A 23,299-nucleotide genomic window follows, 5' to 3' on the forward strand; every position below is an offset into this window, starting at 1 on the left:
AATGGCTGGTCAGGATCAGATCCACAGGCACTCGGGCGGAGGAGAAGGCCCGGAAGAATCCGGCGACCTGGGTCTCGGCGGCGGCCAGGCCCAGATCAACACGCAGGGGCTTGACGACATCCTCGACGACATCGACTCCGTTCTGGAGACCAATGCCGAAGACTTCGTGAAGAACTTCGTGCAGAAAGGCGGACAGTGACAGGACTGTCAGCCGCCTACCTCAGCACCGCCTCGAACTCGTTCGTTGAGTTCGCACGCGAAGTCGCCCCGCACGTGCTTCCCTCTGCGCAGGCAGCGGCTGCCGAGAACATCGCCCCGCACGCTACGACTATCGTCGCGCTGACAACGGCCGACGGTGTTCTCATGGCCGGTGACCGCCGGGCGACAATCGGCTCGCTCATCGCCAGCCGGACGATGGAGAAAGTGCACAGGGCCGACGACGGTTCAGTTGTCGGCATCGCCGGCACGGCGGGCATCGCACTTGAGCTCGTCCGACTCTTCCAGCTTGAACTTGAGCACTACGAAAAGATCGAGGGCACGGTCCTCTCCCTGGACGGCAAAGCCAACCGGCTGGCCTCGATGCTGCGAGCCAACCTCGGTTCCGCGCTGCGCGGTCTGGCGGTGGTGCCGCTGTTTGCCGGGGTTGACCAAAAAGCGGACGGTGATACTCCCGGCCGGATCTTCTCGTTCGATGTCACCGGGGGCAGATACGAAGAGCAGGACTACCACTCGGTGGGCTCCGGTTCGACTTTCGCCCGCGGTTCGCTCAAAAAGAGGTGGAAGCCAGGCCTCAGTGAAGGTGCCGCAGTCGAGGTCGCGGTCGAGGCGCTCTTCGATGCCGCCGATGACGATTCCGGAACTGCCGGACCGGACCTCATCCGTCGAATCGGACCGACCATGATGGTGGTTGATTCCGAGGGAGTGCGTGAAGTCCAAGCCGACGTCATTCTGGCTGCCGCGGCCGATGTCGCCGCACGGCGAGGAGGCGGTTCCGCATGAGCATGCCCTTCTATGTTTCACCCGAACAGCTGATGAAAGACCGCGCGGAGTTCGCCCGGAAGGGCATTTCACGCGGGCGCTGCGTCCTGGTTGCCCGGTGCTCAGACGGGATCGCACTGATCGCAGAGAATCCGTCAACCACACTGCACAAGATCGCCGAAATCTACGACAGAATCGGCTTTGCCGCAGTCGGCAAGTACAACGAGTTCGAATCACTGCGCCAGGCCGGTGTTCGCTACGCGGACCTGCGCGGCTATTCCTACGACAGGGCAGACGTGACCGCCCGGGGTCTGACAAATGCCTACGCTCAGACGCTGGCATCTGTCTTCACAACGGAATCCAAACCCTTTGAAGTCGAAATCATCGTCGCCGAACTCGGTGTGGACCCCGAAGGCGACAGAATCTACCGGCTGTCCTATGACGGTTCGGTTGCAGACGAAGCCAGTGCCGTGGTCATCGGGGGAGACTCCGAAGCCCACGGTCGGGCGCTTACTGACATCGACACATCGGCTATGACGAGTGCAGAGGTTCTGCGGTGGGCAGCCAGCACCCTGGGTGCCGACGGCCCGATTCCCGCTCAGCACATCGAAGCGGCTCTGCTTGACCGCAGCGCCGAGGGACACAGGACCTTCCGCCGACAGAACACAGAAGCTGTCAAGCAGATCCTCGGGGGCGAAGCATGAAGCGCATCTACGGCATTGAGACCGAATACGGTCTGACCTATTCAGCCAACGGGGGCCGCCACCTGGGTCCGGAGGAAACGGCGCGCTACCTGTTCAAACCGGTTGTCAGCCGATTCCGTTCGTCGAACGCCTTCTTGGCCAACGGCGGTCGCCTCTATCTGGATGTCGGCTCCCACCCCGAGTACGCGACGGCGGAGTGCTCTTCTGTCGATGAGCTCATCGCCCAAGAAGAAGCCGGAACCCTGCTTCTGACCCAGAACCTGGAAATCGCTCAGCGTGAACTTGCCGCCGACGGTTTGACCGGCACGGCACACATGCTGAAGAACAACCGCGACTCGGCTGGAAATTCGTTCGGCAGCCACGAAAACTTCCTGGTGCGCCGCACCATGGACTTCACGCGTCTGACAACCTCGCTTCTGCCGTTCCTCGTCGTCCGCCAGCTCATCGCCGGGGCCGGCTGCGTTATTCCCGCCCGGGCCAGCACCGATATGCCCGCCGCTGATTCCCAGCGGGCCTCACTCAGCGGCCACGCCACCAAGGTCGAAACCATGCACGGCGATGTTGTCTACGGCCTGTCCGGCCGTTCCGATGTCATGTGGGAAGGCGTGTCCTCAGCGACAACCCGGTCCAGGCCGATCATCAACGCCCGCGACGAACCGCACGCTGATGCTGAAAAGTACCGCCGCCTGCACCTGATCGTCGGCGATTCTTCAATGTCGCAGACCACCACGGAGCTCAAAGTCGGCTCCGCCGGCCTGGTGCTCGACCTACTCGAATCCGGTGTGCCGCTTGCCGACCACACTCTGCGCAATCCCATTCGGGACATTCGCACCGTGGCCCGCGACCTCACCGGAACAGCCCAGCTGGAACTGCGTTCGGGCGAAACGACAACCCCGCTTGGGCTGCTGAGCTTCTACTGGGAGCACGCAGCGAAACTTGCAGACAGGGGCGACCACAGCCTCGGCTCCGACGACACAGCCCGGCGAGTGCTCGATCGCTGGAAGCGAGTGCTCGAAGCCGTTGAGAGCGGAGATTTCAGCTCGGTCGAAACGGAAGTCGACTGGGTCATCAAAAAGAAGCTCTTCGACCGCTACGTCGAACGTGAAGGCCTGAGCCTGAAAGATCCGAAGATCACCCGGCTCGACTACGCCTACCACGATGTCACCCCCGGCATCGGCCTGTTCCCAAAACTGGAACAAGCCGGCTTGGCCAGGCGCGCTGTGCCGCTTGAAGCTTCCCAGCGGGCAATGGCAACACCACCACAGAGCACCAGGGCCAGACTGCGCGGCGAATTCATCGCGCAGGCCCTGGAACATCGCCGTGACTTCACCGTCGACTGGGTGCACCTGCGAGTCAATGACCAAAGCCAGAAGGCCGTGGTTCTCCGAGACCCCTTCGCGACTGAAGACGACAGGGCCCGCACCTTGACAGAGGCCTTTGCCGAACCTGTCATCTGACCTCACCACCACTCAGGCAAGCCCCAGACTGGCCCCACTAGGATTGGCCAGAGCTATCGAAAGGGATGTATCTACGTGCGCAGACAGGTGATCGGCACAGCCGCCATCGCAGCTCTTCTGCTGACCGGCTGTTCGAATGGCGACGATCAGAAAGCCGACGACACAGCCACCCAGCAGGTGCAGGATGCCAAGACTACGAGCCTCGACAAGGTCGAGGTCAACGGTGAGGACGGCAAAAAGCCGAAGGTGGAGTTTGAAGCTCCTTTCGCCGTTGCAAAGGCTGAATCCAAGGTCTACAGCGAAGGCGACGGGGACGTCATCAAGGACGGTGATCAGGTCACCGCCCACATGACGACGATTGACGGCAGCGATCCGAAAAACCTCCAAAGCACCTACGACCAGGGCAAACCGTCTGGTTTCCCCATGGACAATGACCAGGTTGCCAAAGAACTCGTCGATGCCCTCGTCGGCCAGAAGGTCGGTGCCAGGGTGGGGCTGGCCACGCCGGGCGAAAACGGCCCGAGCGTCCTGTACGTCATCGACATCGTCGAAACCGGAAAGCTCAAGACCCGCGCTGAGGGCAAGGAGCTTCCTCAGAAGAAGGACCTCCCGCAGGTCAGCCGGGACGACAAGGGCAAACCGTCCATCAGCAAGCCCAAGGGCGACCCGCCGAAGAAGCTCATCGTCGAGCCGACGATTGAAGGCGACGGCCCAAAGGTCAGCAAAGACCAGGAAGTCACCGTGCAGTACTCCGGCTGGACGTGGGATGACCCTTCAAAGACCTTCGATTCATCCTGGGATCGCGGCCAGCCTGCGACCTTCCCCCTTGACGGTGTGATCAAGGGCTGGACAGAGGGACTTGCAGGCCAGAAGGTCGGTTCGCAGGTGCTGCTCATTGCACCGCCTGACATGGCCTACGGGGAAGCCGGCAGCCCACCGAACATCGGCCCGAACAAAACGCTCGTGTTCGTCGTCGACATCCTCGACGCAAACTGATTGGAGTACCTCGTGTCCCGCACAAAACCCGAAGTCGAGTTTCCCGGCGACACCGCCCCGGAAGAACTCGAGATCATCGACGACATTGAGGGCACCGGCCGTGCTGTTCAGGCCGGAGACACCGTCAGCGTCAACTACGTCGGCGTGGGCTTTTCCACCGGCGAACAGTTTGACGCCAGCTGGGACCGCGGCCAGCCGCTCAACTTCCGCGTGGGCGTCGGCATGGTCATCCCCGGCTGGGACCAGGGCCTGCTCGGCATGAAGGTCGGCGGACGCCGCACCCTGCGGATTCCCTCCCACCTGGCCTACGGCAGCCAGGGCGTCCCCGGTGTCATTGCGCCGGGCGAAGCACTCATCTTCGTCTGCGATCTTGAGAACATCGCCTGACAATGGCCGACCTCGACCGTCCGAAGACCGGCCGCGCGCGTCGACAGACTGAACGCCTGCTCAACCTGCTCATCGCGCTGCGGTCGGTTTCCGGTTGGATCGACCGCGACGTACTTCGCCAAACCATCGAGGACTATCGCGATAAGGACGACGCTGCCTTTGACCGGATGTTCAACCGGGACAAAAAGGCGCTTCGGGATCTGGGCATAGAGATCAGCACGACCGACTGGTCTGACCCCTTCACCGGTGAATCCGCCTACGGATATCGGATCAGCGACGAAGACTACCTTCTGCCTCCCATTGACCTGGGCCCGGAAGACATAGCGCTTTTAGCGGCCGCTGTTGACGTTGTGCGCAGCTCGGCCGTTTCCGGCGCGGCCCTCGCTGCCGTGAACAAGCTGCGAGGACAGGCCGCACAGCCGGCTGCCAGCCTCGACACCGACGCAGCCTTTGACCTGCGCTCTGTGGATGACCGCTACGCCGAAGTGATGGAATATGTGGCTGACCGCCGACCCATGCGCTTTCAGTATCGAAAACCCGGGTCTGTCCCGCAGCGCCGCGAAGTCGTCGGCTTCTGTCTACTGACCCGCGGCGAAAAGACCTATGTTGTCGGCTATGACCTCAACCGGCGGGCACAGCGGGCGTTCCGACTCTCCCGCATTGTCGGGCGCATCACACCCCTTGGCGATTCGCTTCGCAGTGCCGTGCCGGCGGATTTCACTGTAGACCCCCGCGCGGTGGGGGAGTCCGTACACCCAGCAGAGGTTTCGCAGAAGGCCGTGCTCCGCCTCGTACCCGGCAAGGGCAGGCCACTTCGCCACCGGGGCGCAGAAACTGCAGACGGAACCTACGAGGTGCCGTTTGCTGATCTGCAGAGCTTTGCCGAGGAACTGCTGGGCTATGGCGACAGCGTCAGCGTACTCGCACCGCCGGAGCTGCGAGAGGCTCACAGGAAGCTCGCTCAGCTGACCTTGGAGAGCCTCATCGCCCTCGTGGACGGAAACCGCGCTCATGTGTGAAGCACGGCAGCGGCTGTCGCGTCTGCTGGGGTTGGTCCCCTTCATCACTGCTCATCCCGGCGCCCGGCTGGAAGAGCTGGCTTCGCATTTCAACGTCTCCGTCGAAACGATCGAAGACGACCTTCAGCTGCTGTTCGTCAGCGGTCGCCCCGGCCACATGCCGGATGATCTCATCGACGCTCGCTGGGGGCCGGACGGCGTGTACGTAGACAACGCCGCGGAGGTTGCGGCTCCGGTCCGGCTCAGCGCTGCCGAAGCCGCAAGCCTCGTTGTCGCTCTTGACTACCTGCAGGCTGCAAACCCAGACGTCGACGGCATTGAGGACCTGCGGGCAAAGCTGCAGTCGGCCGACCGTTCGACAGAACCGGTTGTCGATGTTCCGACTGTCCCGGAAGATCTTCGCCGTGCCCTGCAGAGTGCTTCTGCTTCCGGCACGCCGATCGTGATTGACTACTACGTCGCCGCTCGTGACGAACTGACTCGCCGAGTCATTCGTCCGCACGAACTGCGCCTGGCCGGCCGCTGGTATCTCGATGCCTTCTGCGAAACCTCCGGGGGAGAGCGCACATTCAGCGTCGACAACATCGAATCAGCCGCACTGGCAGAAGGCGACAGGGAGATTGTGCCCACACCACAGGAAGCGGAAGAGCCGACCGACTACCGGTTCGGCTTTGCCTCCGCTGCCGCCTGGATCCTCGACGAGTTTGCCTTCCGCGATGTTCAGTTCGACGACTCCGAAGGCTGCGCCTACGGCACCATTACCGTCTTTTCGGAAGCGTGGCTGGATCGCCAGATGCTGCGCTGGGGTCGCTGGATCCGCTCCGCAGATCCAGTGCCTGCACTGAGCAGCTCGCTTGGCACTCTTGCGCGTGTTATCGAACATGCCGGACAGGACGAGTACACTGGTGGGGCACGCTGAGAACTAAGGAGCACATGTGAGACCCGGAATCTGGCAAATCGTCATCGTCGTTCTGGTGATCGTTCTGATCTTCGGCGCTTCGCGTCTGCCCGGTGTTGCCAAGAACGTCGGCAAGTCAATGAAGATCTTTCGCGATGAAATGAAGGACTTCGGCAAGGACGAACCCACGGTCTCGGCTCCCAAGGACCCCGGTTCCATCGAATCTAAGAGCGCACAACCCGGCACTTCTGACAGTGCCGAGGACCGCGCATCTGCTTACACCGAAGCGGACGACGACAAGCGAAAGTGAGCCCGCGCAAGCGCCTGCCGCTGAAGGGCAATCCGCAGAAGCGGATGAAGCTCCTCGACCACTTTCGGGAGCTTCGCAACCGGGCGATAGCGGCCGCCGTTGCTCTGCTGATCGCCTCTGTCATCGGCTGGTTCCTCTACGACAGTGTTCTCGGAGTTCTCCAGAAGCCCCTGGATGACATTGCAGCAGCAGAAGGCAAGACCGCGATGCTCAACTTCGCTGGTGTCGTGTCGCCTTTTGACATGAAGATCAAAATATCGATCTTCATCGGCATCATCCTCTCTTCACCCGTATGGCTCTACGAGATCTGGGCGTTCATCATGCCCGGTCTGCACCGCAAGGAGAAGCTCTACACCGTGGGTTTTCTCGGCACTGCACTCCCGCTGTTCTTGGCGGGAGGGGCGCTGGCGTTCTTCGCTCTGCCCAATGCTGTTCGCACTATGGGCGGCCTGGTGCCTCAGGGAACGTCGTACATTGTGCCGGCGCAGGACTACCTGTCGTTTGTCACCGTTGTCATCATCGCCTTCGGGGCTGCGTTCGTCCTGCCCGTCCTCATGGTGGGGCTCAATATGCTCGATCTTCTGTCAGCCCGCACGATTCGGAGGTCTTGGCGGTGGCTGGTGGTGCTGGTATTCGTGTTCGCCGCAATCGCAACGCCGACCCCGGATGCCGTGTCCATGTTCTACCTGGTCGTTCCGATGCTGTTCATGTTCTTCCTGGCGTGGCTGATCTGCGCGATCATTGACCGCGGTCGCAAACGGCGCCGGATTGCCGACGGCACGTGGGTCGAACCGATCGACTGAGTAGACTGAGGGGCATGGAATCCAACCTGTCTCCGGCTGACGCATATTCACAGTTTCTGCAGCGCCAGAGCGAAGCGGGTTCACCATTGGAGGCCTTCCGCCGTTCCCTGGACTACGAACTCGACGACTTCCAGCTGCGCGCCTGCCGCAGTCTGCAGGCCGATCACTCAGTCCTCGTCGCCGCCCCCACGGGTGCGGGCAAGACGGTTGTCGCACAGTTCTCCATTGCTCTGGCGGTTGCCCGCGGTGTGCGGGTCTTCTACACCGCGCCGATCAAAGCCCTGTCAAATCAGAAGTTCAATGAGCTCGTCGACGCCTACGGCGCTGATCGCGTGGGCCTGCTGACAGGGGATACGAGCATCAACCGAGACGCGCAGATCGTCGTCATGACAACCGAGGTCCTGCGCAACATGATCTATTCGGGAACGGACCTTTCCGAACTCGGCTTCGTCGTTCTCGACGAAGTCCACTACCTGGGCGACCGGTTCCGCGGACCCGTGTGGGAAGAGGTCATCATTCACCTGCCGGCCCACGTCCTGCTGGTGAGCCTGTCGGCGACGGTGTCCAATGCCGAAGAGTTCGGAGCGTGGCTGGCCGAGGTGCGCGGCACCACTGACATCATCGTCTCCGAACACCGTCCGGTACCGCTGCACAATCACGTAGCAGTCGGGACCGACCTCATGCCCTTGTTCGCACCTAATGGCCGGGACATCAACAAAGGACTGGAAGCGGCTGTCCGGCCGTACTCAGGTTTTGGCTCCCGGCGGGACCGCCGACGAGGCGGAGCCCGACACCGGTTTATGCGGCCGGCTCGGGCGGCTGTCATTGCTGAGCTCGACAAGCTTTCGCTTCTGCCTGCCATTTTCTTCATCTTCAGCCGCAAAGGCTGCGACGAAGCTCTCGACCACTGTTTGGCGGCCGGCCTTGATCTGACGACGAAGAGCGAAAAACGCCGAATCGCGGCCGCGCTGGAAGAGCTGGAAGAGTCGTTGACTGCCGAAGACCTAGGAGTGCTGGGATTCCGGTCATTCGCGGCAGGCCTCATGTCCGGTTTCGGAGTGCACCACGCCGGACTCATCCCGCAGTTCAAAGAGCTTGTCGAGAAGCTTTTCGTCGAGGGGCTCATGCGGGTTGTCTTCGCAACTGAAACCCTTGCGCTGGGCATCAACATGCCGGCGCGTTCAGTGGTGCTCGACAAACTCAAGAAGTTCAACGGCGAATCTCACGTGCAGATCACACCGGGGGAGTACACGCAGCTGACTGGACGGGCTGGCAGGCGCAGAATCGACATTGAAGGACACGCCGTGACGGTGTGGCACCCCACGATCGAAGTCGCCGATATCGCTTCCCTTGCCTCCAAGCGGACCTACGCGCTCAACAGCCGTTTTGTTCCCACCTACAACATGGCCGCGAACCTGCTGGCGCGTATGACCCACGATGACGCGCGGAAGGTGCTGGAAACATCGTTCGCCCAGTACCAAGCTGACTCTTCTGTTGTCGGCCTTGCCAAGCGAGTGCGCAAAACCGACGAGGCGCTTGCCGGCTACACAGAGGCTGCACAGTGCGACCGCGGTGATTTCTCGGAGTATTTCGGCTATCGACTTTCGATTGCGCAGTTGGAGAAGCAGGCCGGTAAGCAGCGGTCGAAGCTCAAACAGCGCGATGTCGTCGAATCACTGTCCCAACTGCAGTTCGGCAGCGTTATTCTGCTGCCGTCCCGGCTGAAGTTCGGCGCCTGCATTGTGCTCAGTCCCATGCACAACGACCACACGGGTCTGCGTCTGCCGACAGTCCTCACAAGCGCCGGCAAAGTATGGCACCTGCGTCCACATGAAGTCACTGAGCCGGCGGTGAGCCTCGGTAAGATCAAGAGCCCCCGGAAGTTCAACCACCGCAATCCCCGTGAGCGCAGCCGCCTGCTTGACATCCTCGACCAGGCGATTGCGCAGGGACGGGTCAAAGACCCCGCCGATGTCCAAGTGCGCAGAACCAAGGGACCCAAGGTCGGCTCTGAAGATGTTGAGGCGCTGCGACAGCAGATGCGCTCTCACCCCTGCCACGACTGTCCCGAACGCGAACAGCACGCCCGGTGGGCAGAAAGGGCACACCGGCTCGAACGCGACCGGGCCAAGCTCACCAGCCAGATCACATCGCGCACGTCCTCTATCGCCGAAGTTTTCGACCGAGTCTGCTCAGTTCTGCGCACACTCGAGTTCCTGCCTGATGACACCGCAATTCTGCGGCGCATATACGGCGATCGCGACCTGCTGATCGCCATGTCTGTTCGCGCTGGACTGTGGGAGGGGCTGACCGAGCCCGAAGCCGCGGCGATGGCCTCGTGCCTGGTATACGAAAGCCGACGCGAACTGCTGACACACACTCGCATGCCCACTCAGACTCTGCGGCAGTGTGTGGGCGCTCTGGAAGACCTGTGGCGAACACTTGCCAAAACCGAAAGCGACGCCCGCACGAGCATCACCCCCGAACCCGATTCCGGTATTGCAGTGCCGATCTACCGCTGGACCGACGGCAAGAACCTCGCCGCGGCTCTGGACGGAACGGACATCTCCGCCGGTGACTTCGTCCGGTGGGCCAAACAGACACTCGACGTTCTGGGCCAGATTGAGAACGTCGTCGGGCCGGAAGCAGCCACGACGATTGCCCGAGCGGCTGACGCGGTGCGCCGCGGTGTGGTCATGGACCAGTACTGATCGCAGCGCAGCGCTGATCTCAGCGGCGAATCCGCTTCACCACGGCCTCAATGTCAGAGCCGAACGTCGATTCGGCTGCTACATAGGTCCACGTGGATGACGGCCTCTTCATTCCAATGGCAGGCAGGTCGACCCCGTCGGCAGTGAACTCGACTTTGTCCAGGACCTCTTCGGCGCTGGCCGTCACATCCGACCAGAACTGAGCGAACTGCGCCATAGATTCTTTGTTGAACGCTTCGTGGGGGCGTTCTTTTGCCAGTGTGCGCAGGTGGATCCCCTCGCGCAGATCGTTGAGGAACGCGAGGTGAGTCACCCAGCGGTCGTCGATCTGGAACAGGAGAATATCGCGCAGAGCCTGGCGCACAGCGTCATCACCGGCGGTCTTCACGTCTTCGCGATCGCTGACCTTTTCCAAAAGTTCGTCGATCCCATAGTCCTCGGTCAGCACGGCCTCGCGGCGTGCAAGCACCTGCTTGCGCTGTTTCGACATGAGGTCGTTGAACCGCCGGGTATCACGATGAACACCGGTGTTTTCGCCTTCTGCCATCCGCTGGGCGTGTTCGACCAGCTGTGCTGCTTTGCGCGACTGGATGAAGCCGGTTTCGTCGCCGTCTTCGACAAAGCGCTGGATTTCCGGAACTCGTGTGAGCAGTTCGTCTTCCAGACTCGTGAAGAACACGGATGTCCCCGGGTCGCCCTGTCTTCCAGAACGGCCCCGCAGCTGATCGTCCAGGCGCGAGGAGTCGTAGCGACCGGCACCGATCACCAGAAGACCGCCGGATTCGCGGGCTTTGTCATCTGCCAAGCGGATGTCGGTGCCCCTGCCCGCCATTTGAGTCGAGACTGTCACAGCGCCGGATTCGCCGGCTTGGGCGATGATATCGGCTTCGCGCGAATCGTCTTTTGCGTTGAGCACCCTGACGTCGATTCCACGCTGTTTGAGCCTGTGTGCGAGGCTTTCGGACTCGGCCACCGACCGGGTGCCGATCAGGATGGGCCGACCCTGGCGGTGCTCTTCGAGAACCTGGTCGACAATCGCACGTTCCTTGGACTCCTGGTAGGTGTACAGACGGTCGGGCTCATCTACGCGAATAACGTCCTCGTTGGGCTCCACAGCGCAGATCTCAAGTTCATAGAACTCCTTGAGGTCATCGCCGACTGCCAACGCAGTGCCCGTCATACCGCATACGGTGGTGTACGTCTGAATGAGCTCTTCAACTGTCATCTGGTCGAGGATCTCGCCCGTTGAAGAAGCGGTCAGCCCCTCTTTGGCTTCAACTGCCGCCTGCAGTCCGTCCGGCCACCGCTGAAGGTCAGCGACGCGACCGCGCGAATCCGAGATCAGCTTGATGCTGCCGTCGACAACGAGGTAGTCGACATCACGGTGAACGACAGCCAGGGCGTACAGCGCGAGGTTGACCGCGGCGAGCGTCTCCGCATCGTCGCCGTACAGATCAACGTCGAGGGCCTCTTCGACTGCGTCGATGCCGCTCTCTGTTAAGGACACCGCTGTGCGGTCGTGTGCCAGTTCGTAGTGTCGGCCCGCTTCAAGGCTGCCAACCAGCCGCGTGATCTCGGCATCGGCCTGTTCGACGCTCGCGGTGCCGGCCAGGACCAGCGGAACCCGCGCTTCGTCAATGAGCACAGAATCGGCCTCGTCGACAATCACAACGTCACGCTGGGCGATTCGGAGCTCCTGGCCCTGGGTGAGAAAACGGTCGCGCAGAGTGTCGAAGCCGACTTCCTGCACGGACGCGTAGACGATTTCCCGTGTGTAGGAATCCCGACGGGAGACTTCCGAGTCGGCTTCGCCAACAGATGCCGCTGTCACACCCAGCAGGTCAAACAGAGGGCGCATCCATTCGACGTCGCGAGCAGCGAGGTAGTCGTTGACGCTGACTACGTGAACTGTCCGCCCCTGCAGGGCGTATCCGGCGGCGGCCATGGCACCGACGAGGGTTTTGCCCTCGCCCGTGAGCATCTGCACGACCATGCCGTCAAGAAGGCCGATGAGGCCTTTGAGCTGTGTCGAATACGGCCGTTCGCCAAGGGCTCTGTCGGCGGCTTCGCGCACGAGCGCGGCGTAGCGGGTGAGTGATTCGCGCCGGTCTTCGAGGGTGAACAGGTCCGCCGCGGTTGTCGCCAGTTCCTCGTCTGGCAGATCCGCATACTGCTGACCGTAGCGGTCAAGGTCGTCTTGGGCTTTTGCGAACCAGCCGACGCGCTTGTCTGCCTGCGCTCCGGGCCGTCCCAGCAGTCGGTCGAAGAAGCCCATGATCGTTCCTCTCAGCTTAAGATTTCCAGCGGCCAATCGGGGTTTATCGTAGCGCGGCGGCCTTTGGAGCGCAGAAACTCTTCGAGATCAGCAGCCTGTGCGCGCTTCCATTCGATCTGCGCCGCGTGCAGCTGCGCCCCCGAGCCCTTCGCAATAGCCTCGTGCTTGTCTGCCATCGCCCACAGTATGCAGCCGGCGGCCGCAGCGTCGGCGAGAGCATCGTGGTGGTTGTCCAGTTCGACACCCCACGCGGCGCACAGATCGGAAAGCGTCCGCTTGCCCCTGCGGAATCGGTCGATCTCTCTGTCGAGCACCAGGGTGTCGAAGATCGGCGGAAGAACATCTGCCACGGCCGTCGACAGTCCCAGACGGCGCCGTTCGGCTTCGAGCACCGTGAGATCGTAGACGATGTTGTGCCCCACAACGCAGCCGCCACGGCGGCGAATGCTGTCCAGACACGCAATCACCTCGGTCACGACCGCGGTTCGGTCCGCACCGTGCTTGTGCGCATAGTCGCTGGCTATCCCGTGAACGCTGCTGGCGGCCTCCGGAATCTCGATCCCCGGGTCTGCCAGCCACGTGCGAATCTCGAGCGGCTGGATACAGCCGTCAACCCGCCCAAGCCGCACGCACGCCGCCGTAACAACGTGCACTGTCTGCGGGTCCAGTCCGGTGGTTTCAAGGTCGAAGCCCCACAGTTCGGCTGTCGTCCACGACGGCCCCGCGAACTCGGGAAGCTGGTCTCTGCGTGACTGTCGCCCAGCGGCGGGGGAGGGCTCGTCCGGTGCCGGCGGTGCCTCGTCACCCAGGGCCCGCACAAGCCGGGCCGTCGCCCGCTCAGCACCCCACCGTGCACCGAATGCGATGAGTGCTTCGCTGTTCATCCGCTGGGGCACCCCGGCTGCATCCCCCGCGGCTGGGAGCACATCAATGTCTTGAAGAACCGTCATGACTTCTTCTGCCCGGCGCACGGCGTCTTCATGTTCGATGAGTGCTGCGGCGCGCTTCGGGCTCAGACCGTGGTCTTTCGCTCCGCTGTACGCCGCGCGGAACAGCTCGTCCAGCCCGCCGTATCCGGTGAGGAGCTTTGCGGCAGTCTTCTCGCCTATGCCGGGCACACCGGCAAGCCCGTCGGAGGGGTCGCCGCGCAGGGCCGCCATCTGACGGTAGGGTTCGCCGCCTTTGACCCCGTACTCCGCGGGAACATCCGCATAGGTCAGCGGCGCCCACTGCCCCTTGGGGCGTGGCCTGTGAAGCTGAATTCTGCGGTCGGCGCGCAGAACCGAGATGAGATCGCGGTCAGGCGAAACCACGACGAGCTCGTCATCCGGCCCCATTTGGGCGGCAAAAGACCCGATGATGTCGTCAGCTTCCGTGTCGGGTATCTCAAGGACAGGTACCCCAGCTAACCTGAGCGCTTCGCGAATAAGCGGTATCTGCGGTTTGAGGTCATCGGGGGTTTCTGAGCCCGTCTCTTCGTCCTGCACGCGCTGGGCTTTGTACTCCGGCAGTATGGCTGTGCGGAAGGACGGCCGCCAGTCGCCGTCCATGGCCGCGACAATCCTAGTGGTGGCGAGATCTTCAGCAAGGCCCGCAATCGTGTCCAGCAGCCCGCGCAGAGCTCCGACCGGAGTGCCGTCTGAAGCTGTGATGCTGGACGGAAGAGCGTAGAAAGACCGGTAGTACAGGGCCGGGGTATCGAGAACGACGAGTCTGCTCACCCGGCTCAGCCTACCCGAGGCCCCATCACGCGCCCTGCGTCCGTCTGGGAGAATCGCAGTGTGGTGAATTTCGTACTTTACAACGGTGATGTCTACAGCAGCGCTGATCCTTTCGCGACGGCCGTGTCTGTCAGCGGCGACGTCGTCGACTGGGTGGGCGGTGACGAAGCCGCACAGACCTTCGGCTCGGAGCTCATTGACCTTTGCGATGACTTCGCAGCACCGGCCATGATCACGACGGTCGACCTGCGAAGCGAAGAGTCAGCCCCGCACGATTTCCTGGCCGCCGGCATTGCAGCAGTTCACGCCATCGGCACGGACAAGCAGATTGCAGACTTCGCCCAGGAGGCGGGCCCGCTGCGCGTTATCGGCTACAGCCTCAGCGGCACGGGTCAACGGCAAGCACACGTCGGTCTGCCCGAGCAGCGCCCTGAAGCGCCCGTGTTCATCGTGCTGGATGACCTTGAGGCGCTGAACGCCTACACCGAGGCGCTGCAGGACGCCGACTTCAAACGCCACGCCGCCCGCAGCGGATGGCGCGTATTCGCCAATGTGCAGATCCCCGAAGACCTCACCGGCCCGCTCGGACAGTCGCCCTTTGCTCTGACAGTCGACCCGCGCGCTTTCGCCCAGCCGGTCGGATCCCTGCTGCGCGAAGGAGCGCAGGTGAGCTTCGCGTCGTCATCCGAACCCTGGGAGGCCATGCGACAGGCGATTTTCGCCCCGGGTTCGACTGTCAGCGGACGCGCGGCGTTCAACTGCCTGACGCGTTTCGCTGAACGCGCGGTCGGCAATTTCGGCGGGGGAGTGATCGCGCCGGGAAACCGGGCTGACATCGCCCGCTGGAGGGTCGACCATCTCGTCGTACAAGCCGCCGACGAACGTGTCGCCGCGTGGAGCACCGACCCTCGTTCGGGGACTCCCGGACTGCCGGATCTGACCCCCGGAACCCCACTGCCCGAACTCGTGTCCCTGTGGAGCGCGGGAGAACTTGTAGAACTGGATTCCTGATGCGCACACTCATTGCAATCCCCACGTACAACGAGCGCCAGTCGCTGCCGAACACGCTTGCGGCGATCTTCGAATATTCCCCCGAAGTCGAAGTGCTCGTCATTGACGACGGCTCCCCAGACGGAACTGCAGACTGGGCCGAAGCTCTTGGAGACGATCGCGTTCACGTTATGCGCCGGACCGAAAAGGCCGGGCTGGGGCCGGCCTATGTCGCCGGCTTCACGTGGGCGCTGAAACAGGACTACGACGTCATCTGCCAGATGGACGCTGACGGCTCCCACCGAGGGCGCGACCTTCCGCAGCTTCTGGGCGCCGTACGAGGCGGAGCTGATCTTGCGATCGGCTCGCGCTGGGTGCGCGGGGGAGAGGTGGTCAACTGGCCGCTGAACCGGAATGTGCTTTCACGCGGGGCCAACCTGTACGCCAATATCGCCATTGGCCTGCACGTAGCCGACGCGACTGCGGGCTTCCGAGCTTACTCACGTGAACTTCTCCAGCGAATTGATCTGGCCGGCGTGCAGTCCCACGGCTACGGCTTCCAGATCGATATGACCGTCCGAGCGCGCCGCGCTGGTGCGAATATTGTCGAAGTCCCCATTGTCTTCGTCGAAAGAGAGCTCGGCACGTCGAAAATGTCCGGAGGCATCATCGGCGAGGCCTTTGTCAATGTGGCCCGCTGGGGACTGCAGCGCCGTGCGGCTCAGGTTCGCCGCCTTGTGGGCCGCTGATCGAGAAAGGCGGCGGTGTTCACGCGCTTGAACAGCCGGTGGTCTCAGGCATCGCACCAGTCGGCTCACAGGCGACTTTAATCCGCGCGTTGCCATCAGTTCACTCAGCAGTGGTGGCATTGCGGCATGTCTCGTGCCGCCTCGTCGCACCGCCCCCGCGCTTTTCTGCCCGAAGTGCAGGCACTGCGGGCAATAGCAGTTCTCGGTGTCCTCGTATGGCATTTCTATCCCCGTGCCGCTCCCGGCGGTTTCGTCGGCGTCGATATCTTCTTCGTCATCTCGGGTTTTCTCATCACCTCCAAGCTCCTGCGTGATGCTGAAGAACAAGGCCGAGTTGATCTGGGGGAGTTCTGGGCCGGTCGCATTCGCCGCATTATGCCGGCCTCGGTCGTCACAGTGCTGGCAGTGATTGCGGCAACCTTCCTGTGGTTCCCCACTGCGGCCTGGCAAGAGGTCTCCAAGCAGTCGATGGCCAGCCTGCTCAGCGTTGAGAACTGGGTTCTGGCATTCGATTCCGTCGACTATCTGGCAGCAGACAACAAGCCGACTGCACTGCAGCACTTTTGGTCGCTGGGCGTAGAAGAGCAGTTCTACCTGGTATGGCCGCTGCTCGTGGTCCTCGCAATAGTTCTGCACGGACGGATCGGCACAACAGCCCGCTCTGCGTCAGCTGTGTTCTTTGCAATCATCGTCATCGCATCATTTGTGTGGGCCGAATACTCGGTACGCTCCGGCGATCCAGCCGCGTACTTCTCAACTTTCACCCGCGTGTGGGAACTTGGCGTCGGCGGTCTGCTTGCCGCTGCTATGCCGCATATCGAGCGTCTCCGTGCCCGCTGTGCCAAAAGCGGGCCAGCCGGGATCTCGCTTGATTCGCTTCTTGCGCTTGTCGGCCTGGGCGCAATGCTGTGGGCGATCATCCTCTACACGGAGAAGACCCCGTTCCCCGGTGCCACGGCTGCGCTGCCGGTCCTCGGAGCAGCTGCCGTCATCATTGCCGGACGCACAGCCGGGGCTCTGTCGCTGAACCACCTGTTCGACTGGGCACCCGTGCAGTGGGTCGGTAAGGTCTCCTATTCGCTGTATCTGTGGCACTGGCCGGTCTTCATTGTGTTTGTCCAACTGACGGGAAAGAATCCGCGCTGGTGGCAAGCGGCTTTGCTGACACTGCTGTCACTGGCACTGGCTCATCTGTCGTGGCGGTTTGTCGAAGAACCCGCACGCCACTGGAGCCTGCCCAAGAGGACCCCGAAGTATGCGTTTCGGCTTGGCGCAGCGGCCACGATCATTTCCCTTGGCCTCGCCTTCATCCCCACAGGAGCTGCTGATGTCGTAAACGAGAATCTTCGCAAGGAAGCCGACGCGCTGCTTGCAGCAGATGGTGCACAACTGGGAGCACGCAGCTGGGACCAAGCCCTGGAAGTCGATGCTCCCGGCTACAGGGATGCCGGAGATCCCGCCAGTGCCGACGCCAGTGCTGTAGCCGATAGTGAGCTGGCCGGAGACGTTCCGCGAGCTCTGCCGGGAGGGAGGGCAATCACTCCGCTGCCGACCGATGCGATCGACGACAAGTCAACTGACGGCTCATGCTTCTCAGAGGTTGAGGCCGACTACACGCCCCGCTGCGTTGAAGGCAATGAGAACGGCAAGAAGACAGTTGCTCTCGTAGGCGATTCCCACGCCCAGATGCTGTTGGAGCCGCTGCGCTCTCTGGCTGAAGACAAGGGGTGGAAGATCATCACCTACACAAAGGCCTCCTGCCCGATGTCGCTTGTGCCGAGGACTTTGGACAAGGCCGAAGAACAGTGCATAGAGCCCAACGAACAGACGCTCAAAAGCCTTGCTGAAGACAAGCCGGACGTCATCATCACGCAGAACTTCTCACTGAGCACATACCGTTCCGATGCGGTCAAGGGCTTTGAAGAATCACTCCGTGCGCTGAAGAAGACCGGAGCGCAGGTCGTTGTCGTACGCGACACGCCCATCCTCGCCGACAATAAGGCAGACCCGCCCACGTACTGCGTCTCTGAATACTTCAACAACCCTTCGCTGTGCAGCAAACCAAGAGGAAAGGCGCTGCTGGACGATCCTTCGGTGACGGCCGCACACAGTATTGGCGGTGTGCGCGTTGTCGATTTCACCGACCGGTTCTGCAGCAAAGACACGTGCCCGGCTGTAGCCGGCAATGTGCTTATCTACCGCGACAAGAACCACGTATCGAATACCTATTTCAGAACGCTGCAGCCGGTCTTCGACGAAAGGATCTCCCGGGCGGTCGACTGACAGGGCAGACTGAGCGGCAGTCAGCTGGCACCTCGCCAGAATGAGGTTGTGCGTCTTGGCAGGGGAGAGGACCAATAAAAGGGCCCAAAGCAGAGCATCTGCTTTGGGCCCTCAGAGGCTGTGCGGGCGGATCGGATCAGACCTCGGGGGCCTTTTCGCCGCGGCGGATGGCAAGGCGCTCATCCAAGATCACCTGGAGTTCTTCCATCGAGCGGCGTTCCATGAGCATGTCCCAGTGGGTGCGAGCAGGTTTGGCGTCGTCTTCTTCGACTTCGGAAACTCCGACCCGCATGCCGATGCCGTGAGTGCCGGAATCCCAAGTGTCTGGAACGTCTGCGTCCGTCGAGAAGGGAACTTTGAAGCGGTGTCCGTCTTCGCAAACGAATTCGACAAGCTGACGGGGTGCCGGCTCAACGCCGACTTCCGATTCCAAGGACCGGGAGCCAAGCTGGGTGCCCCGCAGGCTGCGTTCGCTCATGTGACTGAACCTCTCACTCGGTGGGCAGGATCTTTCGGGCAGACAACAAGTCTACCGCCGCGGTGTATTCCCGACGTACACGGCCTATTAAGGCTCCGGTGGGACAATGGCCAATATGAACGACGCTCCGCGCACGCACCGCGAACCGATCGAACCCGACGGCGTGTGGACAAAAGAAGAACAGTCCAGCTTCAAACGTGCCCACATGACCTATCTGAAGGCACGTTCACGCGCTGAGCGGACAGCGCAGTCGGTCACGACGTTCGCACACCGGGCCAAAGCGGCGGGGGAGAAGTTCAGGGACGCCGGCTCAGCAGCGACGCGCACGGCAAAAACCGCCGCCGGCACGGCAGCCGCCGACGGGGGACTGATCGACAGGATCAGCGACGGCATTGATGCGACGGTCGACCGGTTCGGAAAGGCGAGCGGCGCCTCGACTGACACCATCAAACGAGGAATCAGCGAAGCGCGCATCCGCGCAAAGTCAGCAGCGCGACGCCTGTCCGACACAGACACGGCATAAGCGGCGCTTCGCACCTGCGTGCGCAAAGACACACCTCCAACACACCGGCGCTCGTTATCTTTCTGTTACGAAGTGGTATAACATGGCTTTATCGTTCCGAAACTTTCATCTGCGATTGGAAGAACAGTGAGCAAACACCGCGCTGAAGGCACCAAGGCCTCCGGAAATATTTTCGACGTCTTTCGCCGCTCGCCCAACCGTGGGCGCTACAGCGGCGAATCGAAGTCGGCCGCCGGAATTCTTGCGTCGGCAGGACGGCGTCCGGTGCTGGCAGCGATCGCCGTGCCGACTGCGGCAGCTGCAAGCATCGTCGCAGCAGGCTTCGCTGTAACTCCCAGCGCTGAAGACGAACAAACCGAGTTCGCTCAGAAGGCTGCACCTGCCGCCGACAGCCCGGACACCTCGGAGGCCGACAAGGCAGCCAAGGAAGGCAAGAAAAAGCAGAAGGACATTTCTTCTTCCCTCACCGTCAAGGAAGAAAAGCCCGTCGAAACGCCCAGCTCAAACAGCGTCGGAAACTCTGAGGACAGCCGCAGCAAGAGCAGCTCGGGAAGCTCCGGAAGCTCCGGCGGCACCTCGAAGAAGGGCAGCAGCAGCGGCTCCTCGGGCGACAAGGGCGCAGCCGCTTCCGACAGCGGCAAACCGAAGAACTCAAAGGCATCCGGTCAGTCGGGCTCATGCCCGGCCTCGACCTACGGCGGCGGTGACGGCTTCCACGGTAGCAAGACGGCTAATGGTGAGCGCTTCAACAAGAACGCCCTCACAGCTGCACATAAGACGCTTCCGTTCAACAGCCGCGTGAAGGTCACCAACACGAAAAACGGCAAATCGGTTACGGTCCGCATCAACGACCGCGGTCCGTACCACGGAAACCGATGCCTCGACCTTTCAACTGCCGCAATGAATCAGATCGGCGGCGATGGAGTAGCTCAGGTCAAGTGGCAGGTGCTCTGACACCAGGCATTCAGAAAGCGGCGCAGACAGTGCGCCGCTTTCTGCTTTTCAGCTGCGCTGCGCACAGCTAACGCTTTGCACACAGCACAACGTGGCGCACCGCAGAGAAGAGCCGTGATGGCGAACTTCGTCGCGCGGGCTTCCTGAAGACTTCCCACTAAGAGCCGATAATATACATTATGTTAAGTAGAGATTGAGAGGCCGCTTCCCCAATGTCGACGACCGTCATCGCCGTTCTGCTCGCGGGCTCTCTTGCGGCAGGATGGATCGATGCGGTTGTCGGCGGCGGCGGACTCATTCTCCTGCCGCTCATCATGATCATGGCGCCGGGACTGACAAATGCCCAGGCGCTCGGGACCAACAAGTTCGCGGCGGTCTTCGGAACCACAAGTGCCGCTATTACGCTGGCCCGCCGCATACCGACAGCCATGGGCGCTCTGCGCTGGGCGCCTTTGGCACTCATCGGCGCTGCGATCGGCGCTCTCATCGCAGCCAGCGTCGACCAGCACATTATGCGGCCGATCATCATCGTGGTCTTAGTCGCCGTTGGCTTCTTTGTTCTGCTGCGCCCATCCTTCGGCCGCGACACTGAGCCGCGCATTATGTCGAAACGGTCTTGGACCGCAGGTGCCGCTGTCATTCTTGCAATCGGCATCTACGACGGCGCGTTCGGTCCCGGCACGGGGCTTTTCTTCATCATGTCGCTCACAGCCCTCATGCGCGGGGATTTTATGACAAGTGCGGCTTGGGCGAAGATCCTCAACGTCGCAACCAATATCGGCGCACTCATCGTGTTTGGTCTGCGCGGTGACGTCCTGTGGCTGTTGGGCCTTGGCCTGGCCGTTACGAACATCATCGGCGCACGCATTGGTGCGCGCATGGTGCTCGGCCGCGGCGCAGGATTCGTCCGGGTCGTGATTCTCTGTGTTGTCGTCATCATGGCGGGCAAACTCGCCTACGACCAGTTCTTCGCCTGAGTCTGTCCCCCCGGTCAGCCGGCCAGCCCGGGCATTCAGAAGCGTAAGCCCGGTCTGGGCAGCCTGTGAAGCGAGGTCGACCCCGGCAATAAACACAGTCACTGCTTCTGCGCCATGTACGTCAGACACATGTAGGGAAGATCGAACGGCTCACTCACCAGATGTTCTTCAGTCAAGTAGCCTCGCAGATTGTCCTCAACACGTGCGCGGACCGTGTCATTCGACCGCAGCCAGTACGTGCGCGTTGCCGTCAGGGCCACCGTGTCGTCAATCGTCATGGGCACGCTGAATTCGTCAATCCGGGCCTGAATGGGACCGAAGTCTGTACCAAGTTGAGGACGCCAACGCGGGCGGTAGACGTCACCGGCGTGCATAATCCTCGATAGGCGCATAACCCAGTCGTGGCGCACATCCAGCTGGTTGAGAACCACGGCTGCCACTCCCCCGGGTTTGAGGACCCGCGCGAACTCAGCTGAGGCCGCCTCGGCATCGAACCAGTGCCAGGCTTGGGCCGACACGACTAAATCAAACGATGCGTCAGCAAACGGAAGCTCCTCTGCCCGGCCCACCGTCGACGGCAGCTGGTTGATCTCAAGCAGTGCCGGATCGGGATCGACTGCATGGACGTCGAGACCAAGCTCAGCAAGTGCCCTGCCGTATTTGCCCGTCCCCGAGCCCACATCGAGCACCCGCAGTTTGTCCGGAGCGAGTACCTCTCCCCCGGCCTCAACGGCGGCAGCGGACATCGCGTGGTCTGCGACTGCGCAAACCGCCGCCCGCGGGTAGCCCGGGCGAATCCGTTCGTACTCATCGGCCGAAGCACCAAAGAGCGTGCCCCGATGTTTGATGTCGCGGCCGATATTCGGGCCTGCCATCAGACTTCGGTCAGAATGAATTCCGCCCCGGCTGCCTCGACTGCGTCTCTGATCGCCTGCACCATGCCGTCAGAAATGGGAATCCCGTTGACAGACCTCGCTTCGACCGAACGGTGTTCGGGATCACCGGCAACCTGCACGGGCTCGTCAGGATCGATCGGCTCCATACCGCGCAGAGTATTGCGCAGCACACGGGCATACTCCTCGGCGTCTGCGCCGTCGCCAAAGGCTCGCGGATCGATTGCCAAGAAGAAATAGCCAATCGACTGTCGTCCTGCGACATCGCCCGGCTGGTCGGAACCAGACAGAGCAGCTGAGAGCAGCTGCACCATCGTGGCAAGCGCGTAGCCTTTGTGCCCACCGGCGCTGTTGCCGCCGACCGGGAGCAGACCGATGTCTGAAGCCTCCGAGTCCAGAAGTGCGCTGTAGACCCGCATGCCATCAGTCACGACCTCACCTTGGCCGTCAGTGGCCCATTCCCCGGCCAGCGGCTCATCAGCGTAGGCGTAGACCTTGACCTTGTTTCCGGGCACAACGGTTGTGGCCATGTCGACGAAAATCGGCTCTTCGTCTTTTACGGGGTGGGCAAAGGCAATCGGGTTGGTTCCCATAAGCGCATGCTTAGCGCCGGTCGGCTTCTGCATGGCCGAGCGGGTGGAGCACGTGGCTATACCAACCATGCCTCGGCGGGCAGCTCGCAGAACGTACTGACCTGCGGCACCGAAATGGTTCGCATTGCGCACAGAGCCGATGCCCACTCCGAACTTTTCAGCTGCTTCAATCGCGGCATCCATGGCGCGCACACTCACCGGGTGGCCAAAACCGTGGTCGGCATCGAATACCGAAACGGCACCGAACTGATGGACCAGGCGCTGTTCGGCCTTTTCATTCAGCGTGCCATCGGAAATCTCCTGCCAGTACAGCGGAAGCATGGAAATGCCGTGTGAGTCCACTCCGGCCAGGTCAGTCGCGAACATGATCTCCGTGCAGACCTGCGCGGGCTCTTCTGCAAGTCCGAAGGCCTTGAGCCCGGTGAAGATCTGCTGTTTGACGGACTGCGGGGTGTAGCGGCGCATAGACAGCCTTCCGTTGCTGTGGTGGACTCATGTGGGTTATGTGCTTGCGCTTTGACACCAGCCTATCCGGTGGCTGCACTGCACCGGCAAGACCCTAAAATGAACCGAGAGTGTATTTTCCTGGGTTTCTCTTTG

Annotated in this window: 22 protein-coding genes; 17 read left to right on the forward strand and 5 right to left on the reverse strand. The window is 61.9% G+C overall.

Features of this window, described 5'->3' with window-relative positions; translation table 11 throughout:
- The first annotated feature begins 1 nt into the window (after position 1).
- The 11 genes from HMPREF2757_RS01680 to HMPREF2757_RS01730 all read left to right on the forward strand — a co-directional run bounded on the left by HMPREF2757_RS01680 (position 2) and on the right by HMPREF2757_RS01730 (position 10,263).
- Positions 2-199, forward strand: coding sequence for a ubiquitin-like protein Pup (locus tag HMPREF2757_RS01680; protein WP_070572752.1), 198 nt, complete (start codon positions 2-4; stop codon positions 197-199).
- The gene (gene prcB, locus HMPREF2757_RS01685; RefSeq protein ID WP_070572754.1) at positions 196-999 is read left to right on the forward strand and encodes a proteasome subunit beta; all 804 of its coding nucleotides are present in this window, start codon (positions 196-198) and stop codon (positions 997-999) included. Before HMPREF2757_RS01680 ends, prcB begins: the two co-directional genes overlap by 4 nt.
- A complete protein-coding gene (gene prcA, locus HMPREF2757_RS01690; RefSeq protein WP_070572755.1) occupies positions 996-1,682 on the forward strand; it encodes a proteasome subunit alpha in 687 nt (228 codons plus the stop codon). Before prcB ends, prcA begins: the two co-directional genes overlap by 4 nt.
- Entirely contained in the window at positions 1,679-3,139 is a 1,461-nt protein-coding gene (gene pafA / locus HMPREF2757_RS01695; RefSeq protein WP_070572757.1) for a Pup--protein ligase, read from the forward strand. The genes prcA and pafA overlap by 4 nt, the downstream gene beginning before the upstream one ends.
- Positions 3,140-3,214: 75 nt before the next feature.
- A complete protein-coding gene (locus HMPREF2757_RS01700; RefSeq protein WP_070572758.1) occupies positions 3,215-4,135 on the forward strand; it encodes an FKBP-type peptidyl-prolyl cis-trans isomerase in 921 nt (306 codons plus the stop codon).
- A gap of 12 nt (positions 4,136-4,147) precedes the next feature.
- Entirely contained in the window at positions 4,148-4,522 is a 375-nt protein-coding gene (locus tag HMPREF2757_RS01705; protein ID WP_070572760.1) for an FKBP-type peptidyl-prolyl cis-trans isomerase, read from the forward strand.
- A 2-nt stretch (positions 4,523-4,524) separates the two neighbouring features.
- Positions 4,525-5,541: a helix-turn-helix transcriptional regulator gene (locus HMPREF2757_RS01710; RefSeq protein WP_070572761.1), complete on the forward strand. Its 1,017-nt coding sequence runs from the start codon at positions 4,525-4,527 to the stop codon at positions 5,539-5,541.
- Positions 5,534-6,460 (forward strand): WYL domain-containing transcriptional regulator, encoded by a 927-nt coding sequence (locus HMPREF2757_RS01715; RefSeq protein ID WP_070572763.1) that lies wholly within the window; start codon positions 5,534-5,536, stop codon positions 6,458-6,460. The genes HMPREF2757_RS01710 and HMPREF2757_RS01715 overlap by 8 nt, the downstream gene beginning before the upstream one ends.
- A 16-nt stretch (positions 6,461-6,476) precedes the next feature.
- Positions 6,477-6,749 (forward strand): twin-arginine translocase TatA/TatE family subunit, encoded by a 273-nt coding sequence (gene tatA, locus HMPREF2757_RS01720; protein ID WP_070572765.1) that lies wholly within the window; start codon positions 6,477-6,479, stop codon positions 6,747-6,749.
- Positions 6,746-7,552 carry a twin-arginine translocase subunit TatC gene (gene tatC / locus HMPREF2757_RS01725; protein WP_083304037.1) on the forward strand — a complete coding sequence of 269 codons (807 nt, stop codon included), beginning with the start codon at positions 6,746-6,748 and terminating at the stop codon, positions 7,550-7,552. Before tatA ends, tatC begins: the two co-directional genes overlap by 4 nt.
- Before the next feature lie 14 nt (positions 7,553-7,566).
- Positions 7,567-10,263 carry a DEAD/DEAH box helicase gene (locus HMPREF2757_RS01730; protein WP_070572767.1) on the forward strand — a complete coding sequence of 899 codons (2,697 nt, stop codon included), beginning with the start codon at positions 7,567-7,569 and terminating at the stop codon, positions 10,261-10,263.
- A gap of 19 nt (positions 10,264-10,282) precedes the next feature.
- Here HMPREF2757_RS01730 and secA2 read toward each other — a convergent pair whose 3' ends face one another.
- The gene (gene secA2, locus HMPREF2757_RS01735) at positions 10,283-12,538 is read right to left on the reverse strand and encodes an accessory Sec system translocase SecA2 (protein WP_070572769.1); all 2,256 of its coding nucleotides are present in this window, start codon (positions 12,536-12,538) and stop codon (positions 10,283-10,285) included.
- Between the two features lie 11 nt (positions 12,539-12,549).
- Complete coding sequence (locus tag HMPREF2757_RS01740) at positions 12,550-14,259, reverse strand: 5'-3' exonuclease H3TH domain-containing protein (protein WP_070572771.1); 1,710 nt, start codon at positions 14,257-14,259, stop codon at positions 12,550-12,552.
- Between the two features lie 60 nt (positions 14,260-14,319).
- Between HMPREF2757_RS01740 and HMPREF2757_RS01745 the strand changes: the two genes are divergently transcribed.
- The 3 genes from HMPREF2757_RS01745 to HMPREF2757_RS01755 all read left to right on the forward strand — a co-directional run bounded on the left by HMPREF2757_RS01745 (position 14,320) and on the right by HMPREF2757_RS01755 (position 18,281).
- Positions 14,320-15,270: an amidohydrolase family protein gene (locus HMPREF2757_RS01745; RefSeq protein ID WP_070572773.1), complete on the forward strand. Its 951-nt coding sequence runs from the start codon at positions 14,320-14,322 to the stop codon at positions 15,268-15,270.
- Positions 15,270-15,998 carry a polyprenol monophosphomannose synthase gene (locus HMPREF2757_RS01750; protein ID WP_070572775.1) on the forward strand — a complete coding sequence of 243 codons (729 nt, stop codon included), beginning with the start codon at positions 15,270-15,272 and terminating at the stop codon, positions 15,996-15,998. Before HMPREF2757_RS01745 ends, HMPREF2757_RS01750 begins: the two co-directional genes overlap by 1 nt.
- 126 nt (positions 15,999-16,124) lie before the next feature.
- Positions 16,125-18,281, forward strand: a complete 2,157-nt coding sequence (locus HMPREF2757_RS01755; RefSeq protein WP_070572777.1) for an acyltransferase family protein — start codon at positions 16,125-16,127, stop codon at positions 18,279-18,281.
- Positions 18,282-18,417: 136 nt separating this feature from the next.
- On the opposite strand, the gene HMPREF2757_RS01760 is transcribed toward HMPREF2757_RS01755, so the two are convergent.
- Positions 18,418-18,759 carry an RNA polymerase-binding protein RbpA gene (locus HMPREF2757_RS01760; protein ID WP_070572779.1) on the reverse strand — a complete coding sequence of 114 codons (342 nt, stop codon included), beginning with the start codon at positions 18,757-18,759 and terminating at the stop codon, positions 18,418-18,420.
- Between the two features lie 115 nt (positions 18,760-18,874).
- Between HMPREF2757_RS01760 and HMPREF2757_RS01765 the strand changes: the two genes are divergently transcribed.
- The 3 genes from HMPREF2757_RS01765 to HMPREF2757_RS01775 all read left to right on the forward strand — a co-directional run bounded on the left by HMPREF2757_RS01765 (position 18,875) and on the right by HMPREF2757_RS01775 (position 21,213).
- A complete protein-coding gene (locus tag HMPREF2757_RS01765) occupies positions 18,875-19,282 on the forward strand; it encodes a hypothetical protein (protein WP_070777281.1) in 408 nt (135 codons plus the stop codon).
- A 126-nt stretch (positions 19,283-19,408) separates the two neighbouring features.
- Positions 19,409-20,236, forward strand: coding sequence for a septal ring lytic transglycosylase RlpA family protein (locus tag HMPREF2757_RS01770; RefSeq protein ID WP_070572782.1), 828 nt, complete (start codon positions 19,409-19,411; stop codon positions 20,234-20,236).
- 212 nt (positions 20,237-20,448) lie between these two features.
- On the forward strand, positions 20,449-21,213 hold the full coding sequence (locus HMPREF2757_RS01775; protein ID WP_070572784.1) for a TSUP family transporter: 765 nt from the start codon (positions 20,449-20,451) through the stop codon (positions 21,211-21,213).
- A gap of 98 nt (positions 21,214-21,311) precedes the next feature.
- Here HMPREF2757_RS01775 and HMPREF2757_RS01780 read toward each other — a convergent pair whose 3' ends face one another.
- Positions 21,312-22,088: a class I SAM-dependent methyltransferase gene (locus tag HMPREF2757_RS01780; protein ID WP_070572786.1), complete on the reverse strand. Its 777-nt coding sequence runs from the start codon at positions 22,086-22,088 to the stop codon at positions 21,312-21,314.
- On the reverse strand, positions 22,088-23,164 hold the full coding sequence (locus tag HMPREF2757_RS01785; RefSeq protein WP_070572788.1) for an Ldh family oxidoreductase: 1,077 nt from the start codon (positions 23,162-23,164) through the stop codon (positions 22,088-22,090). The genes HMPREF2757_RS01780 and HMPREF2757_RS01785 overlap by 1 nt, the downstream gene beginning before the upstream one ends.
- Positions 23,165-23,299 lie beyond the last annotated feature (135 nt).

This window comes from Brevibacterium sp. HMSC063G07, assembly GCF_001810665.1.
Taxonomy (GTDB): Bacteria; Actinomycetota; Actinomycetes; order Actinomycetales; family Brevibacteriaceae; genus Brevibacterium.

Bases quoted from the DNA above. Each gene is read 5' to 3' on its own strand.
- HMPREF2757_RS01680 (WP_070572752.1), top strand. From the start codon at position 2: ATGGCTGGTCAGGATCAGATCCACAGGCACTCGGGCGGAGGAGAAGGC.
- prcA (WP_070572755.1), top strand. From the start codon at position 996: ATGAGCATGCCCTTCTATGTTTCACCCGAACAGCTGATGAAAGACCGC.
- pafA (WP_070572757.1), top strand. From the start codon at position 1,679: ATGAAGCGCATCTACGGCATTGAGACCGAATACGGTCTGACCTATTCA.
- HMPREF2757_RS01710 (WP_070572761.1), top strand. From the start codon at position 4,525: ATGGCCGACCTCGACCGTCCGAAGACCGGCCGCGCGCGTCGACAGACT.
- HMPREF2757_RS01715 (WP_070572763.1), top strand. From the start codon at position 5,534: ATGTGTGAAGCACGGCAGCGGCTGTCGCGTCTGCTGGGGTTGGTCCCC.
- HMPREF2757_RS01730 (WP_070572767.1), top strand. From the start codon at position 7,567: ATGGAATCCAACCTGTCTCCGGCTGACGCATATTCACAGTTTCTGCAG.
- secA2 (WP_070572769.1), bottom strand. From the start codon at position 12,538: ATGGGCTTCTTCGACCGACTGCTGGGACGGCCCGGAGCGCAGGCAGAC.
- HMPREF2757_RS01750 (WP_070572775.1), top strand. From the start codon at position 15,270: ATGCGCACACTCATTGCAATCCCCACGTACAACGAGCGCCAGTCGCTG.
- HMPREF2757_RS01755 (WP_070572777.1), top strand. From the start codon at position 16,125: ATGTCTCGTGCCGCCTCGTCGCACCGCCCCCGCGCTTTTCTGCCCGAA.
- HMPREF2757_RS01760 (WP_070572779.1), bottom strand. From the start codon at position 18,759: ATGAGCGAACGCAGCCTGCGGGGCACCCAGCTTGGCTCCCGGTCCTTG.
- HMPREF2757_RS01765 (WP_070777281.1), top strand. From the start codon at position 18,875: ATGAACGACGCTCCGCGCACGCACCGCGAACCGATCGAACCCGACGGC.
- HMPREF2757_RS01775 (WP_070572784.1), top strand. From the start codon at position 20,449: ATGTCGACGACCGTCATCGCCGTTCTGCTCGCGGGCTCTCTTGCGGCA.
- HMPREF2757_RS01780 (WP_070572786.1), bottom strand. From the start codon at position 22,088: ATGGCAGGCCCGAATATCGGCCGCGACATCAAACATCGGGGCACGCTC.
- HMPREF2757_RS01785 (WP_070572788.1), bottom strand. From the start codon at position 23,164: ATGCGCCGCTACACCCCGCAGTCCGTCAAACAGCAGATCTTCACCGGG.